This is a genomic window from Pseudomonas sp. E45-MNA-CIBAN-0222, assembly GCF_040310405.1.
Taxonomy (GTDB): domain Bacteria; phylum Pseudomonadota; class Gammaproteobacteria; order Pseudomonadales; family Pseudomonadaceae; genus Stutzerimonas; species Stutzerimonas stutzeri_AC.
The window spans coordinates 233,236-249,146 of the sequence record NZ_JBEOPU010000008.1 but is presented as its reverse complement, the minus strand read 5'-3'; the positions used below and the strand labels follow the sequence as shown (position 1 = coordinate 249,146).

Genomic DNA, 15,911 nt, shown 5'->3' with positions numbered 1-15,911 from the left:
GGCGTCCCCTAGGGGACTCGAACCCCTGTTACCGCCGTGAAAGGGCGGTGTCCTAGGCCACTAGACGAAGGGGACGCAAACCCTTCAAGCGCAACCTGTATTTCTTGATTAGCAAATACAAGCTGGTGGCAAATTCTGCTCTACGAGATTGGTGGAGCTAGACGGGATCGAACCGTCGACCTCTTGCATGCCATGCAAGCGCTCTCCCAGCTGAGCTATAGCCCCATCTCGAGGACGGGGCGCATATTAGGTGCGCCCCCATGCAGTGTCAACAACAATTTCCAACAGGCCGAAGATTTTTTGGCATTAGGAACAACTACTTACCACCGACGAGTGGTAATCGATGCACCTAGCAGCGATGCTGGTCGCCAGCATCGCCTCTATTGCCCTGCTCAGGCGAGCGTCGACAGCAGCTTCTCCCACTCCTTCACTTCCTTCTTCGAAGCGCCACCGAGCAACTCGAGTGCGTTGCGCAGACGGAAGCGCGTGAGATCCGGGCCGAGAATTTCCATCGCATCAAGCACTGAAACTGAACTGGCCTGCCCGGTGATGGAGGCGAACATCAGCGGCATCACATCGCGCAGCTTGAAGCCTAGGTGTTCGGCCACCTGGGTGATGCATGCCGTGATCCGGTCCTTTTCCCACTGGCGCAGGGCTTCCAGCTTCCACAGGATCAGCTGCATGACCTGGCGCACCTGGGTGGCGTCCAGCTTCTTGTGGGCGAACAGCGCCGGATCGAGCTGCAATGGGCCGGAAAAGAAGAAGCCGGCCAGCGGCGCGATCTGGCTGAAGGTTTCCACGCGCTGCTGCACGTGCGGAGCGATCTGCATCATGTACTGAGGGTTGAATGCCCACTTCTGCACTTCGGCAGCAAATTGCTCGACCGACAACTCACGCAGCCATTGGCCATTGAGCCACGAGAGTTTTTCCAGATCGAAAATCGGCCCACCGAGCGATACCCGATTGATGTCGAAGTGCTCGATCATCTCGTTCAGCGTGAACTTCTCGCGCTCGTCAGGCATCGACCAGCCCATGCGGCCAAGGTAGTTAAGCATCGCCTGCGGCAGAAAACCCATGCGCTCGTAGAAGGTTACCGAGGTCGGATTCTTGCGTTTGGAGAGCTTGCTCTTGTCCGGATTGCGCAGCAGCGGCATGTAGCACAGCTGCGGCTGCTCCCAGCCGAAGTACTCGTACAGCTTGATCAGCTTGGGCGCCGACGGCAGCCACTCTTCGCCGCGCAGTACATGAGTGATGCCCATCAGGTGGTCGTCGACCACGTTGGCGAGGAAGTAGGTCGGCAGACCATCGGCCTTCATCAGCACCTGCATGTCCATGCGATCCCAGCCAATCTCGACGGTGCCGCGCAGCATGTCCTGCACCTGGCAAATGCCTTCAATCGGCACCTTCATGCGAATCACATGGGATTCACCAGCAGCGATGCGACGCTGAGCTTCGGCCGGATCGAGGTGCATGCAATGACCGTCATAACGCGGCGTTTCCTTGTTAGCCATCTGCTCGACACGCACCTGATCTAGGCGCTCGCTACTGCAGAAGCACGGAAAGGCATGGCCCTTGCCGACCAACTCGTCCGAGTACTTCTTGTAGATCTCGCCGCGCTCGCTCTGACGATACGGGCCATGCGGGCCGCCGACATCGGGACCCTCATCCCACTCGATGCCCAGCCAGCGCAGCGCATCATAAATCTGCTGCTCGGACTCACGGGTCGAGCGGACCTGATCGGTATCCTCGATGCGCAGGATGAACTGGCCGCCATGCTGACGGGCGAAGCACAGATTGAACAGCGCGATATAGGCGGTACCGACGTGGGGATCGCCGGTCGGAGAAGGCGCGATGCGGGTGCGAACCGTGGTCATGGATGCTCTCGGACGGAAAGGACGTATGAAAATCGAAGAGGCGAATGTTAGCAGGCGGGCCCCGATAGGCTCCAGCCGAACACCAGGCCGGGCATTCGCCTGGACTCTGCCCCGCGGGCGAGTGCGCCGCCAATAGCGGCGAACCCTACATAAGGCCCTGCCCGAAGGCAGTGCCTGGCAGCGGCGTCAGACCTGCAACAGTCGCTCGCGCAATTTGTGGATCTGATCGCGCGCCTCAGCGGCGGCCTCGAACTCGAGGTCGCGTGCCAAGGTCAGCATCTTCTCCTCCAGCTGGCGAATCCGCTTGGTGATCTCGCTCGGCGAACTCAGCTCGTTTTCGTAGCGCGCGCTTTCCTCTGCTGCCTTGGCTTCACCTCGACGCTTCTTGCTGCGCGAGCCAGGTACGGTGGCGCCTTCGAGAATATCCTGCACATCCTTCTTCACGCCCCTCGGCACGATGCCGTTGGCCTCGTTGAAGGCGATCTGCTTGTTACGCCGCCGTTCGGTTTCATCGATGGCGCGCTGCATGGATCCGGTGACGTTGTCGCCATAGAGGATTGCGCGACCGTTAAGGTTGCGCGCAGCGCGGCCAATGGTCTGAATCAGCGAGCGTTCCGAACGCAGGAAGCCTTCCTTGTCTGCATCAAGTATCGCCACCAGCGACACCTCAGGCATATCCAATCCCTCGCGCAACAGGTTGATGCCCACCAACACGTCGAACGTGCCCAGACGCAAATCACGAATGATCTCGACCCGCTCCACGGTATCGATGTCCGAGTGCAGATAACGAACCCGCACGTCGTGGTCGCTGAGGTAGTCGGTCAGGTCCTCGGCCATGCGCTTGGTCAGCGTGGTGACCAGCACCCGCTCCTCCTTGACCACGCATTTACGGATCTCCGACAGCAGATCGTCGACCTGGGTCAGCGCTGGCCGCACTTCGATCTGCGGATCGACCAGACCGGTAGGGCGTACAACCTGCTCGACCACACGGCCGGCGTGCTCAGCCTCGTAAGGTCCAGGCGTGGCCGAAACGAAGATGGTTTGCGGACTGATCGCCTCCCACTCGTCGAAGCGCATCGGCCGGTTATCCAAGGCAGACGGCAGACGGAAGCCGTATTCAACCAGGGTTTCCTTGCGCGAGCGGTCGCCCTTGTACATCGCACCAACTTGCGGCACCGAAACGTGGGACTCATCAATCACCAGCAGTGCATCGGCAGGCAAGTAGTCGAACAGCGTCGGCGGCGGCTCGCCCGGATCACGCCCGGACAGGTAGCGCGAGTAGTTTTCGATGCCATTGCAGTAGCCAAGCTCCATGATCATCTCAAGATCGAAACGGGTGCGCTGCTCCAGACGTTGCGCCTCCACCAGCTTGTTCTGGCTACGCAGATAGTCGAGTCGGTCTCGCAACTCAGCCTTTATCCCCTCGATGGCATCGAGCAGGGTTTCCCGCGGGGTCACGTAGTGGCTCTTGGGATAGAAGGTAAAGCGCGGTAGCTTGCGGATTACCTCACCGGTCAGCGGATCGAAGGCAGAAAGGCTTTCAACCTCGTCGTCGAACAGCTCGATGCGCACCGCTTCGAGATCTGATTCGGCGGGATATATGTCGATCACATCGCCGCGTACACGGAACGTCGCGCGGGCGAAGTCCATGTCGTTGCGGGTGTACTGCAGGCCGGTCAGGCGGCGCAGCAGCTCGCGCTGATCGAGACGGTCGCCGCGATCCACATGGAGCACCATCTTCAGGTATGTCTCTGGACTACCCAGACCGTAGATGCAGGAGACGGTGGTGACGATGATCGCATCCGTGCGCTCCAGCAGTGCCTTGGTCGCGGACAGGCGCATCTGCTCGATATGATCGTTGATCGATGCATCCTTCTCGATGAAGGTGTCCGAGGACGGCACATAGGCTTCCGGCTGGTAGTAGTCGTAGTAAGAAACGAAGTACTCCACAGCGTTGTTCGGGAAAAAGGCCTTGAACTCGCCATAGAGCTGCGCGGCCAGCGTTTTGTTTGGCGCCAGCACGAGCGTGGGCCGCTGCACGTGCGCAATGACGTTGGCGATACTGAAGGTCTTGCCGGAGCCGGTCACACCCAGCAGCGTCTGGTGCGACAACCCCGCCTCGATGCCTTCGATCATCTGCCGAATGGCCTCCGGCTGATCGCCGGCCGGCTGGAAACGCGTAACCAGTTCGAACTTGGACATTTGGCCTCTCTAGTAAAACGTGCGCGAGCATGAAGCCGGATTGGCGGGAATCGCACGAAGCCCTGGCGGCCGCGATTAGCCGGTAAAAAACCGACCGCCAACGGGTCCCGCGGCAAGCTGCGAAACCGCCCATCTTTCTGCACAAAAAACGCACCGAAAGCACTCAGAAAACCTCGGTAGCATATCGCAGGCGACGGGCATGACCGCTATACTACCGCCCCGTTTGCGCATCACCCTGCGCGCCGACGCGGGGGTGGTGAAATCAGTCACCCTTCTCTTTCGAGCCCCCTCACCATGAGTTTGTTCTCTGCTGTCGAAATGGCGCCGCGTGATCCTATTCTCGGCCTCAATGAAGCCTTCAACGCCGACACGCGGCCGAACAAGGTCAATCTCGGTGTCGGTGTCTATTACAACGAAGAAGGTCGCATTCCGCTGCTACGCGCCGTGGTCGAGGCCGAGCAAGCGCGCATCGCTGCCCACGCGCCCCGCGGCTATCTGCCGATCGAAGGCATCGCCGCCTACGACGCCGCCGTACAAAAGCTGCTGTTCGGCGAAGATTCTCCGCTGATTGCCGAGGGCCGGGTGGTGACTACCCAGGCGCTCGGCGGAACCGGCGCACTCAAGGTCGGTGCAGACTTCCTCAAGCGTCTGTTGCCAGACGCCGTGGTCGCCATCAGCAACCCGAGCTGGGAAAACCATCGCGCGCTGTTCGAGTCGGCCGGCTTCCCGGTACAGAACTACAGCTATTACGACGCAGCCAACCACGGCATCGATCGCGCCGGCCTGCTGCAAGACCTCAAGAATCTGCCATCCCGCTCGATCGTCGTACTGCACGCCTGCTGCCACAACCCAACGGGCGTCGATCTGAATCTGGATGACTGGAAGCAGATTCTGGACGTACTGCGCGCGCAGGATCACATCCCGTTCATCGACATCGCCTATCAGGGCTTTGGTGACAGCATCGAGGAGGACGCCGCTGCCGTTCGGCTGTTCGCCGAATCGGGCATGACCTTCTTCGTTTCCAGCTCGTTCTCCAAGTCCTTCTCGCTGTATGGCGAGCGTGTCGGCGCGCTTTCGATGGTTACGCAGAGTCGCGAGGAGTCTGCGCGCGTGCTGTCGCAGGTCAAGCGCGTGATCCGCACCAACTACTCCAACCCGCCGACCCACGGCGCCACCATCGTTGCATCCGTGCTCAACAGCCCGGAACTGCGCGCCATGTGGGAAGCCGAGCTAGGCGAGATGCGTAGCCGCATCCGCGAACTACGTCTGAGCATGGTCGAGCAACTGGCGGCCAAGGGCGCGAAGACGGATTTCAGCTTCGTCGCAGCCCAGCGCGGCATGTTCTCCTACTCCGGCCTCACGTCTGAGCAGGTCGAGCGACTGCGCATCGAGTTCGGCGTTTACGCGATTAACACCGGTCGGATCTGCGCTGCAGCACTGAACCGCAACAACATCGGTCACGTCACTGACGCCATCGTTCAGGTGCTCTGATTTGCCCCGCCCCAGGGCTGTTTCTGGCCCGGGGCGCAGGCTCACGCCTACCGTTGCAGGGGTTGACTTCTCCTTTGCAAACAGTAGGATACGCACCGTCGTTCCGCGATAGCTCAGTCGGTAGAGCAAATGACTGTTAATCATTGGGTCCCTGGTTCGAGTCCAGGTCGCGGAGCCAAATTTGAAAGCCTCGGTTAAATACCGGGGCTTTTTTATTGCCTCTGGACTCTCACCAGGGACTGCGTCCCAGGTTATTCGCTTCGCTCACCCCTTCGGGGCCGCGCTGAAGCGCGTTCTGCTGACGCAGTCGAGTCCAGGTCGCGGAGCCAAATTTGAAAGCCTCGGTTAAATACCGGGGCTTTTTTATTTCACCATGACTCCAGCACCGAACTTCGCTGGACTACGCCTAAGCCCGCTACAGCAGGTTTATCAAAAACTTAGGCGAATTCATCATATGCCGGTGCTTTCTGAAACTTGACCCGGCTTCCGTCCGCTTGGCTCCTAACAGGCTCCTGGAAACCGCGTCTTTCCGAGGAGTCATCATGGCTAAGGTCAAACTCACCAAGTCCGCAGTCGATGCGGCAAAACCCCAGGCGCAGCCCATCGAGCTGCGTGACACTCTTGTTCCCGGCTTCTTGTGCAAGATTACACCTGCCGGCCGCAAGGTCTTCATGCTCCAGTACCGGACGAATGCCGGCGAGCGGCGCAAGCCGGCGTTGGGCATGTACGGAGAACTGACCGTCGAACAGGCCCGCTCGCTGGCGCAGAACTGGCTGGCTGAGGTTCGCCGGGGCGGCGATCCCGGCGCAGCCAAAACCGAGGCGCGCAAGGCACCCACCGTTGAGGAGTTGTGCAAGAAATTTATGGAGGACTACTCCAAGAAGCGCAACAAACCCAGCACCCGAGTCGGCTATCAAGGCGTCATTGAGCGCTGCATCATCCCGCTGCTGGGCCGCAAGAAGGTTCACGACGTGAAGCGGCCTGACGTTGCCGGACTGATGGAAAAACTTTCGTACAAACAGACCGAGGCGAACAAGGCGTTCAGCATCCTGCGCAAGATGTTCAACTTGGCCGAGGTGTGGGGCTATCGGCCTGACGGCACCAATCCTTGCCGCCATGTCCCGATGTTCCCTGCCGGCAAGTCCACCCACCTCATCAGCGACGAGGACATGGGCAAGCTGTTCCGGCAGCTCGCCAAGATCGAGGTCGAAGGACTAGAGAACTACGTCATTCCGCTGGCGATCCGGCTCCAGTTCGAGTTTGCCGGTCGCCGCTCCGAAATCGTCACGCTCGAATGGGATTGGGTCGATCTGGCGAACCGTCGCGTGGCCTGGCCCGACAGCAAGACCGGCGGCATGTCCAAGCCCATGAGCGAGGAAGCCTACCGGCTGCTTTCGACGGCGCCGAGGCAGGAAGGCAATCCCTACGTGCTGCCGTCGCCACGCCATTCGGGGCAACACCTGACCACGGGCGAGTATTACGGCGGCTGGTGCCGTGCGCTCAAGGCGGCGGGTGCGGCGCATGTAGGGACGCACGGCATCCGCCACCGTTCGGCCACCGACATTGCCAATTCGGGCATCCCGGTGAAGGTCGGCATGGTGCTGACCGCGCACAAGACCGTGGCGATGTTCATGCGCTACGTCCACACCGAGGACGATCCGGTGCGCAAGGCGGCGGAACTGGTGGCGAACCGGCGCAAGACGATCACCGGGGCACAGCGCCCTGCGGAGGTGGTGGCATGAGCAAGAAGACGCTTTCGGCAACGGCGGGGAAAAGCTCCGCCATACCGGCCGGCTACGCCGACATCTGCAGCGGCATCGTGGAATTGCTCGATGCCGCGCGCCATGCGGCGGTTCGCAGCGTCAATGCGTTGATGACTGCCAGCTACTGGGAGATTGGCCGCCGGATCGTCGAAGCCGAGCAACGAGGCAAGCGGCGTGCCGGCTACGGCGAACAGTTGATCGCTCGCCTGTCCAGTGACTTGACCACGCGGTTCGGGCGAGGGTTCGGCGTAAACAACCTGGAGAACATGCGACGCTTCTTCCTCGCATATCCCCGTTCCGTGATTTCCCAGACACTGTCTGGGAAATTGCAAAGCCAGTTAGTTCCTGGGAAATCCCAGACAGTGTCTGGGGAATTGGGTCTCTCCGAACTGGCACAGGCGTTCATGCTGCCGTGGTCGGCCTATGTGCGGCTGTTGTCGGTTAGGGACGACCACGCCCGCCAGTTCTATGAGGCCGAAGCCCTGCGCGGTGGCTGGAGTGTGCGCCAGCTCGACCGGCAGATCGGCAGCCAGTTCTACGAACGCACCGCGCTGTCCAAGGACAAGGCCGCGATGCTGACCAAGGGCGCGGTGCCGAAACCGGAGGATGCCGTCACGCCCGCCGACGCGATCAAGGACCCGTATGTGCTGGAGTTCCTGGACCTCAAGGACGAGTATTCGGAGTCCGATCTTGAAAGCGCCTTGATCCAACGGCTGGAAGCTTTTCTGCTCGAACTCGGTGAGGGGTTCACCTTCGTCGGGCGACAGCGCCGGTTGCGCATCGACCAGACTTGGTATCGGGTGGACCTGCTGTTTTTCCATCGCCGGCTGCGCTGCCTCGTCATCATCGATTTGAAGCTCGGCAGCCTGACCCATGCCGACGTGGGCCAGATGCACCTGTATTGCAACTACGCGAAGGAGCACTGGACGTTTCCCGAAGAGAATCCGCCTGTGGGCCTGATTCTGTGCGCGGACAAGGGGCACGCCTTGGCGCGGTATGCGCTTGAGGGATTGCCCAGCAAGGTCATGGCGGCGAACTATCGGATGGTGCTGCCGGATGCCGAATTGCTGCAAAAGGAACTTGAGAACACGCGGCGTCTGCTGGAATCTCGCGCAGCGATTCATCCCGAGACTCGCCAACGATAACGATGCGTCTCGGCGTACCGCCGTCGGGCTCGCGGGCTGCGCCCCGCGCCCCGCGCTTCGTGCCGAATCGCGGCCATCCGGCTTTGATCCCTGACGCCTCCGGCCCTTGAGGGCCTGCGCGCTCCGCTTGCCTGTCCCTGCCTTCGTCAGAAGTGGGGATGGGCGGTCTTGCTGTTTCCCTTCACCGTACCACGGCGTTCTCGCCGTCAAGGGCGCGCGTGCCGTCAAGGCGTGCACCATTACACTTTGGTGCGTTTTGGTGCGTTCCGGTGTAATCTGGTGATTGGGTTCCATGTTGGTTGATCCGCCGTTTATGCCTCAATCGCAACCGCTCAAGCGCTTCACAGTCTCCCTTGATGCCGAGGACTACGAGGCTTTGCGCAAGCTGGCTGAGGCGCAACGTCCGCCGTTGCCGCTCCAGTATGTTGTGCGCTTGGCCATCCGGCGTTTTTTGGATCAGCCCGAGGGTGCGGTGCTTCGCCCCATTGAGGACGATACACGGTGAAGCGAACGATGAGATTGGCTATGCCCATATAAAAGGACGCGATGCAGCGGGGGGAGTATGACGGTCTTGCAGGAAATACTTGAATGGTCTCAAGGCCGCCCAGCGTGGCAACGCGACGCGTTACGTCGACTCGTCCTCACCGGAGAACTCTCCGACGATGACATCCGTGGCAAACCCGCAGCGGCTGCCATTCCCGGGGCCTTTCTGAACAGACATCGCATAGCGCACCGCCATAGAACCCAAGTCTGTGGAACTAACGGCATCCAACATAGGCGACGGTCACTGTCGCCGAGATGACTCATTCATCACATTCCCGTCATTCCGCCGTCATCTTCGGTTGGCCTTGAGGCCCTAGAGTGAGGCTGGCGGCAGCACCTGTGCACCGTCATCCAGGCCATCGCCGATGCAGCGTGTCGATGACGAACGGATGCGCATGCGGCGCCACACCGTGCGATGCGAAGTGCGGATGGTCGCTCGGCAGGTCTTCATGGCTGTGAGCCAGTACGCGCTGATCGTCCGACGGCCAACTCCGAATCGCGACGAACAATCCCACTACCGCAAGGCCGCTCAAAGCGGCCAAGGCAACCCCGAGGCCGAGCTTCAGACCAACCCAGCCCGCCAGCGGGTACGCAAGCAGCCAGCAGACATGTGAAAAGGAAAATTGCGCGGCAAATACGCTGGGCAAATCTTCATTGTGGGCAGAGCGCCGTATCAACCGCCCCCCTGGAGTCACCAAGCCGGCGTAGGCAATCCCCATCAGGCCCCAGGCTGGCAACAACATTGCCCAACCACGTAAGCTTGGCAGTGCAACCCAGAGCATCGTGAGGGTCAGCAGCATAACGACCATAGCGATCGCGGATGACAGCATCACTTGGCGATCCGGTAGCCGATCAAGTGCCTTGGGTAATAACAATGCAGCCAACATCGAACCACCACCAAACACCGCCAATGCCAAGGCGAGCTGCTGTTCGTCGCCGCCCAGAAGCTCTCGAACGATTACTATAGTGTTCACGAACACCATCGCTCCGCCGGCTGCGGCACACAGGTTCAAAGCAAGCAGACCGCGCAGTCGAGGCGTGCGCAGGTAGATGCGCATGCCGCGCAACATACGTTCGCCCAGCGCCTCCCTCCGGTTTCCGGCCACGGTTGTCGGGAACACCGTTGTCACAATCAACCCTGCCGATAGTGCGAAACCGAAGGACGTGCCGACGAACAAACCGTGGAAGCTGATCCAGACCAGCAAGATAGCCGCGAGGGCTGGGCTGAAAAGATTCTCCAGGTCATAGGCGATGCGTGACAAAGAAAGCGCCCGCGTATAGTCGCGCTCCTCCGAAAGTACCTCGGGGATCAATGATTGGAACAGTGGCGTGAAACCTGCGGAAGCAGCTTGCAGTACCGCGATCAGTAAGTAGATTTGCCAGATCTCGGTAACAAAAGGTAACGCCAGCACGACACTGGCGCGGATGACATCGAGCGAGATCAACACCACCTTTCGCTTGGCTGGCGGCACCAAGGCGCCGGCTACTGGCGCCAGCAGCACGTATACCGTCATCTTGATCGCCAGCGCTGTACCCAGAACTGCCCCGGCCTTGGAACCGGCGAGTTCGTAGGCCAACAGGGCGAGAGCCACCGTGGCCAGCCCTGTACCGACCAACGCGGCCATCTGTGCGAGGAAAAGCCTCCGGAAATCGGTATGACGAAGAATCCCAAGCATCGAATCCACTCCAGTCGTCCAAGTCAAGACAGAGAGTGCAGCGCATCACTGCGCCTCACCCTCTCTCCTCAGTTATCCCTATCCGCCGATCGGGGTGTGGTCGTTGTCCCCGGTTCCACCTGGCCCTTTTTCTCGGCATCGCAACGTTCCTTCAACGCTTTGACCTCCGGATACGAAACGTCGTCCGTGTAGCGCTCCTTGTCGGCCAGCTGGGCGCAGGTGGTGGGGATGAGTTTTTCATCGTCGTCGTGCCCACCAGGGTGAGCGAACGCCGTCATGGAAGCAGCGGACGCACATGCAACGACAGTGAGCACCAAAGTACGAATGGTCATTTTCAATATCTCCTTTCAAATGTAACCCGTGTTTTCACGGAGGTTGGGACATGGACAGACGACGCCAAATGTCGTGTATTGCTTGGCGCAACGGTTAAATCACGCGCTTCATTTCAGCGTATTGGCCGCGCGCCCGAATAATGACGGTCACGTCGGAACTCCCCCGATTTCGCCAAAACCAGCCATGATTGCCATCAAAGGCTGCTTCGAGGACACCTTCATCGGAAGGCACGCTGCGCCCCTTTTCATAGCTGATGGATTGCCCGCCGCCATCGCCATGCGTGTCGAAGTTGACGACACCGCCTTGCGCAACCCAACTGAATTCCGCCCGCTCTCCAGCTTGCATGACGAGTTTGATCTCGGTGCCTTGTCCGGGGGTGAGCACTACCTGCATTTCGTCCCGCCAGCTATCCGCTGCCGGCAAGGGAATCGGCGCGGGCTGAGCCGTGACAGAACTTGCTCCGGTGCCCAGAGGAGCGGCCGGCTGCACGGCCGCACGCGCAGCGGCGGCATCCATCGAGGCGTCGATCGCCGCTTCTTCTGCCAACTGCGTCTTGATCTCACCCATTTCCGTCAGCCCGAGCATCCGACCAATGCCGGTCGGGTCGATGGCGTATTCAGAGGGAAGAACGACAGTGAACAGAATCGCGATAGCGGTGACGAGCGCGATGAGAGTTGAACGCAGCAACTGCTTCGAGGTTGGCAGATCGTCAGGAGTTGGTTTGGCAATGTTGTACATAGAGGTTTTTTCCGCGTGTAGGTCAGGATATGAAATAGCCGGTGAGCTGATAGCCGATCAGGACGAAACCGGCACACATCGTCGCGACATTGGCGGTATAAGCATGGCGCCAGAAGCTGGCTGTCCGACGCCAGTAACCCATGACGATCAGGATCGCGCCAAGCGCTAGCAGCTGTCCGATCTCGACGCCGACGTTGAACGCCAGCAGATTCGGAATCAGGCCATCGGGCGAGATGTCGTATTCGATGATTTTCGTGGACAGCCCAAACCCGTGAAACAAGCCGAACACGAGCGTCGCGATCTTCGTGTTCGGTTGGAAGCCGAGCCATCGCTGAAATGCACCGATGTTATCGAACGCTTTGTAAACCACAGACAGCCCGATGATGGCGTCAATGAGGTAGCTATTGATGCCGATATTGAAGTACACACCGAGCAGCATCGTCGTCGAGTGCCCGACGGCGAACAGGGTCACGTACAGGGCGATGTGTTTCATCCTGTACAGGAAGAAAATCACACCGAGCAGGAACAGGATGTGGTCGTATCCCGTCGCCATGTGCTTGGCGCCCAGGTACATGAAGGAAATTAAATGGACCCCGGATATTTCCTGGATATAGCCCTTGTCACCTTCTGCAATGGCGTGCGCGAGCGCATCGTTCATTCCAAAGAGGAGCAGGAAAGTGGCCGCCACGAGGAACAGCATCGTTCGGCGCCAGGTCTGCGGGTAGCGGTCAGGCACAGCTTGGGGTAGAAATTCATGCATAAGTAGCTTCATCTCCTGACAGGATTTCCAAAGTGTTTTTCATGATGGCGGTACGGTGGATTCGACTCGATATGGTTACCGGACTTGGCCGGGCCAGGCTCATCGCCTCGCCACAGAGCCCGGCAACAAGCCCACGATTCGATTACTGGTGTTTGGGGCGATGAACTCAGCGCTTCGCCGATGCAGGCGAGAGGCAGGCTGTTGTGACGAAGTACCTTCATCACGATGGCATTGCCTCCACAGATGGCTCAGCCTCGACATGCGGTCGCCCGCCATTTCTGTGAACCAGGCGATACAGGGCAGGCAACACGAGCAACGTCAGCAGCGTCGAGGAGATGATGCCGCCGATGACCACGGTAGCGAGCGGGCGTTGCACCTCGGCACCCGTGCCGACGTTAATGGCCATGGGCACAAAACCCAGGCTGGCCACCAGCGCCGTCATCAGCACCGGACGCAGTCGTGCTTGGGCGCCATTCAAGATTGCCTCATGCAACGGCGCTCCCTGGTCGAGCAGTCTGCGGATGAAACTCACCATCACCAGACCGTTGAGCACCGCCACGCCGGACAGCGCGATGAAGCCCACACCGGCCGAGATCGAGAACGGGATATCTCGCAGCCACAGAGCGGCTACGCCGCCGGTCAAGGCCAGTGGTATGCCCGTGAACACGATCGCTGCATCCCGGGCCGAGCCGAAGGCCATGAACAGCAGGCCGAAGATCATGACCAACACCACGGGCACCACCACTGACAGACGCTGACCGGCTGAAATAAGCTGCTCGAAGGTGCCGCCGTAATCGACCCAGTAGCCTTCCGGCAGTTCGATTCGAGCACTAACCTGATCGCGTAACTCCTCCACGAACGAACCCAGATCGCGTCCACGCACGTTGCTGGTGACGACCACCCGACGCTTGCCGTTCTCGCGGCTGATCTGGTTGGGACCTGGCACCACCTCGATTGAGGCGAGTTGATGCAGCGGAACATAGGTGGCCTGTTCCCCCCCAGCCACGGCGGCCGGTACCGGAATTGGCAGGGATGCCAGCGCTTGCGGGTCTTGGCGCTGCGCTTCGGGCTGCCGTACCACGATGTCGAACCGGCGGTCGCCCTCGAACACTTGGCCGGCAATAGCGCCACCTTGCGCGACAGCGACCGCCTGCTGCACATCATCGATGGATAGTCCGTAGCGAGCGAGCGCCTCCAGGTTCGGCGTGATCGTCATCACCGGCAGGCCCGTGACCTGCTCCAATGCCACGTCGGACGCTCCCTGAATACCCTCGGCCAGCGCCTCGATCTCGCCACCAATTTCGGCCAGTTGTTCCATATCGTCGCCATAGACCTTGATCGCCACTTCGGCCCGCACACCAGCGATCAGCTCGTTCATGCGCATTTGCACCGGCTGGGTGAACTCGTAGTTGTTGCCGGGGATGGCCTTCACTGCTTCTTCCAACTCTGCAACCAACACCGCCTTGGGTTTGCGTGGATTCGGCCAATCCTTACGATCTTTGAGCATGATGAAAGTGTCGGCCACCGAGGGAGGCATCGGGTCGGTCGCGACCTCGGCGGTTCCGATCTTGGCGACCACTTCCTCCACTTCCGGAAACTCCTTGATCCGGGCCTCCAACTGGCGTTGCATGCCGATCGCTTGGGTCAGACTGGTTCCGGGAATGCGCAACGCGTGCAGCGCAATGTCACCCTCGTCCAGTTGCGGGGTGAACTCGGTGCCCAAGCGCGTGGCGAGCAAACCGGATAGCACAACCAGAACCATCGCCGCAGCGACCACCACGACCCGCAGCCGAATCACATTGGCAAGCAGCGGTGCATAGAAGCGGCTTACACCGCGCATGATTCTGTTTTCCTTCTCGGCAACCTTGCCGGTGATCAGCAACGCGACAGCCGCTGGCACGAAGGTCAGCGACAGCGCCATCGCGGCGGTGAGCGCGATCACCACGGTGAGGGCCATCGGATGGAACATCTTTCCTTCCACACCTGACAGCGCGAAGATCGGCAGGTACACGGCAGTGATGATGAACAGGCCGAAAATCGCGGGCTTGATCACTTCCGCACTGGCGTTGGCTGCCAACGCGAAGCGCTCGTCGCGGGTCAGCAGTCGGCCAAGTTGGTGCTGGCGCTCGCCGAAGCGTCGCACACAGTTCTCGACAATGATCACCGCTCCATCGACGATCAAGCCGAAGTCGAGCGCCCCCAGGCTCATCAGGTTGGCTGAAATCTGATTTTGCACCATGCCGGTAATTGTCATCAGCATGGCCAGCGGGATGACCGCTGCCGTGATCAACGCCGCACGCAGGTTGCCCAGCAGCAGGAACAGCACGGCAATCACCAGCAATGCGCCTTCCGCCAGATTCTTCTGTACGGTAGCGATTGCCCGATCGACGAGGTTGGTGCGGTCGTAGGCTGTATGCGCACGCACACCAGTGGGCAGCGTGGAGTCGATTTCTGCAAGCTTGTCGGCGGTGCGCTGAGCGACGGCACGACTGTTTTCACCGATCAGCATGAAAACGGTGCCCAACACAACCTCACTGCCGTCCTTGGTCGCCGCACCCGTGCGCAGTTCACTGCCCTCGATTACTTCCGCAACATCGCCAATGCGCAGCGGCAGGCCGTCGCGCGTTGCCACGACGATATTCCGCAGCCCTTCGATATCCGCCACTTGACCGGGGATGCGGATCAGATACTGCTCGCCGTAACGCTCGACATAGCCGGCACCGACATTGGCGTTATTGCGCGCCACCGCGTCCAACACGTCACGCATCGTCAGTTCGTAGGCCAACAGCCGCATCGGGTCGGGCGTGATGTGGAACTGGCGCACGTAGCCACCAATGGTGTTGACCTCGGTGACGCCCTTCAGATTCCGAAGCTGCGGACGCACCACCCAGTCTTGCAGCGTGCGCAGCGCGGTTGGTGTCCACGTTTCCTCAAAACCCGCCTCGGGTTCCAGGGTGTACATGAAGATTTCACCCAAGCCAGTTGCGACCGGACCCAGCGTGGGTTCCAGCCCGGTCGGCAGTTGCGACGCAGCTTGCTGCAAGCGCTCGGCGACTTGCTGCCGCGCGAAGTAGATGTCGGTGCCGTCCTCAAAGACGGCTGTCACCTGCGACAGACCGTAGCGAGAGATCGAGCGGGTGTAGTCCAGCTTGGCGAGACCCGCGAGCGCAGTCTCGACCGGGAAGGTGACGCGTTGCTCGGCCTCCAACGGTGAGTAGCCCGGCGCCTCGGTATTGATCTGAACTTGGACGTTGGTGATGTCCGGCACCGCGTCGATGGGCAGACGGCTGTAGTTCCAGATCCCCAGGCCCGACAGGGCCAGCACCAGGATGAGTACGAGCCAGCGGTGCGCGATGGACGCGCGGATGATACGTTCAAGCATGGCG

11 protein-coding genes and 3 tRNA genes are annotated in these 15,911 nt (G+C 60.3%); 5 read left to right on the top strand and 9 right to left on the bottom strand.

Features of this window, described 5'->3' with window-relative positions:
- Positions 1 to 2 precede the first annotated feature (2 nt).
- The 4 genes from AAEZ08_RS14345 to uvrB form a co-directional block, all read right to left on the bottom strand.
- Positions 3 to 75 (bottom strand) — tRNA-Glu (locus AAEZ08_RS14345).
- Between the two features lie 74 nt (positions 76 to 149).
- A tRNA-Ala gene (locus AAEZ08_RS14340) sits at positions 150 to 225 on the bottom strand.
- A gap of 167 nt (positions 226 to 392) precedes the next feature.
- On the bottom strand, positions 393 to 1,874 hold the full coding sequence (gltX, locus tag AAEZ08_RS14335) for a glutamate--tRNA ligase (RefSeq protein WP_500124589.1): 1,482 nt from the start codon (positions 1,872 to 1,874) through the stop codon (positions 393 to 395).
- Positions 1,875 to 2,060: 186 nt separating this feature from the next.
- Positions 2,061 to 4,076: an excinuclease ABC subunit UvrB gene (gene uvrB / locus AAEZ08_RS14330; protein ID WP_500124588.1), complete on the bottom strand. Its 2,016-nt coding sequence runs from the start codon at positions 4,074 to 4,076 to the stop codon at positions 2,061 to 2,063.
- Between the two features lie 294 nt (positions 4,077 to 4,370).
- Here uvrB and AAEZ08_RS14325 point away from each other — a divergent pair, with 294 nt between their 5' ends.
- From AAEZ08_RS14325 to AAEZ08_RS14305, 5 genes are all read left to right on the top strand, one after another.
- Positions 4,371 to 5,567: an amino acid aminotransferase gene (locus tag AAEZ08_RS14325; protein ID WP_102820189.1), complete on the top strand. Its 1,197-nt coding sequence runs from the start codon at positions 4,371 to 4,373 to the stop codon at positions 5,565 to 5,567.
- A 102-nt stretch (positions 5,568 to 5,669) separates the two neighbouring features.
- Positions 5,670 to 5,745: transfer RNA gene (locus tag AAEZ08_RS14320), tRNA-Asn, on the top strand.
- A gap of 364 nt (positions 5,746 to 6,109) precedes the next feature.
- Positions 6,110 to 7,309 (top strand): tyrosine-type recombinase/integrase, encoded by a 1,200-nt coding sequence (locus AAEZ08_RS14315; protein WP_500124587.1) that lies wholly within the window; start codon positions 6,110 to 6,112, stop codon positions 7,307 to 7,309.
- Positions 7,306 to 8,475 (top strand): PDDEXK nuclease domain-containing protein, encoded by a 1,170-nt coding sequence (locus AAEZ08_RS14310; RefSeq protein ID WP_500124586.1) that lies wholly within the window; start codon positions 7,306 to 7,308, stop codon positions 8,473 to 8,475. The genes AAEZ08_RS14315 and AAEZ08_RS14310 overlap by 4 nt, the downstream gene beginning before the upstream one ends.
- A gap of 292 nt (positions 8,476 to 8,767) precedes the next feature.
- The gene (locus tag AAEZ08_RS14305) at positions 8,768 to 8,980 is read left to right on the top strand and encodes a ribbon-helix-helix domain-containing protein (RefSeq protein ID WP_151603619.1); all 213 of its coding nucleotides are present in this window, start codon (positions 8,768 to 8,770) and stop codon (positions 8,978 to 8,980) included.
- A gap of 385 nt (positions 8,981 to 9,365) precedes the next feature.
- Here the strand turns inward: AAEZ08_RS14305 and AAEZ08_RS14300 are convergent, their stop codons facing one another.
- The 5 genes from AAEZ08_RS14300 to AAEZ08_RS14280 form a co-directional block, all read right to left on the bottom strand.
- On the bottom strand, positions 9,366 to 10,694 hold the full coding sequence (locus tag AAEZ08_RS14300) for an MFS transporter (RefSeq protein WP_084341227.1): 1,329 nt from the start codon (positions 10,692 to 10,694) through the stop codon (positions 9,366 to 9,368).
- Between the two features lie 68 nt (positions 10,695 to 10,762).
- Positions 10,763 to 11,026 carry a hypothetical protein gene (locus AAEZ08_RS14295; RefSeq protein WP_084341226.1) on the bottom strand — a complete coding sequence of 88 codons (264 nt, stop codon included), beginning with the start codon at positions 11,024 to 11,026 and terminating at the stop codon, positions 10,763 to 10,765.
- A gap of 94 nt (positions 11,027 to 11,120) precedes the next feature.
- A complete protein-coding gene (locus AAEZ08_RS14290) occupies positions 11,121 to 11,765 on the bottom strand; it encodes a transmembrane anchor protein (RefSeq protein ID WP_162076960.1) in 645 nt (214 codons plus the stop codon).
- 22 nt (positions 11,766 to 11,787) lie between these two features.
- Positions 11,788 to 12,465 carry a HupE/UreJ family protein gene (locus tag AAEZ08_RS14285; protein WP_115290064.1) on the bottom strand — a complete coding sequence of 226 codons (678 nt, stop codon included), beginning with the start codon at positions 12,463 to 12,465 and terminating at the stop codon, positions 11,788 to 11,790.
- A 280-nt stretch (positions 12,466 to 12,745) separates the two neighbouring features.
- Entirely contained in the window at positions 12,746 to 15,907 is a 3,162-nt protein-coding gene (locus tag AAEZ08_RS14280) for an efflux RND transporter permease subunit (RefSeq protein ID WP_500124585.1), read from the bottom strand.
- Positions 15,908 to 15,911: the final 4 nt, after the last annotated feature.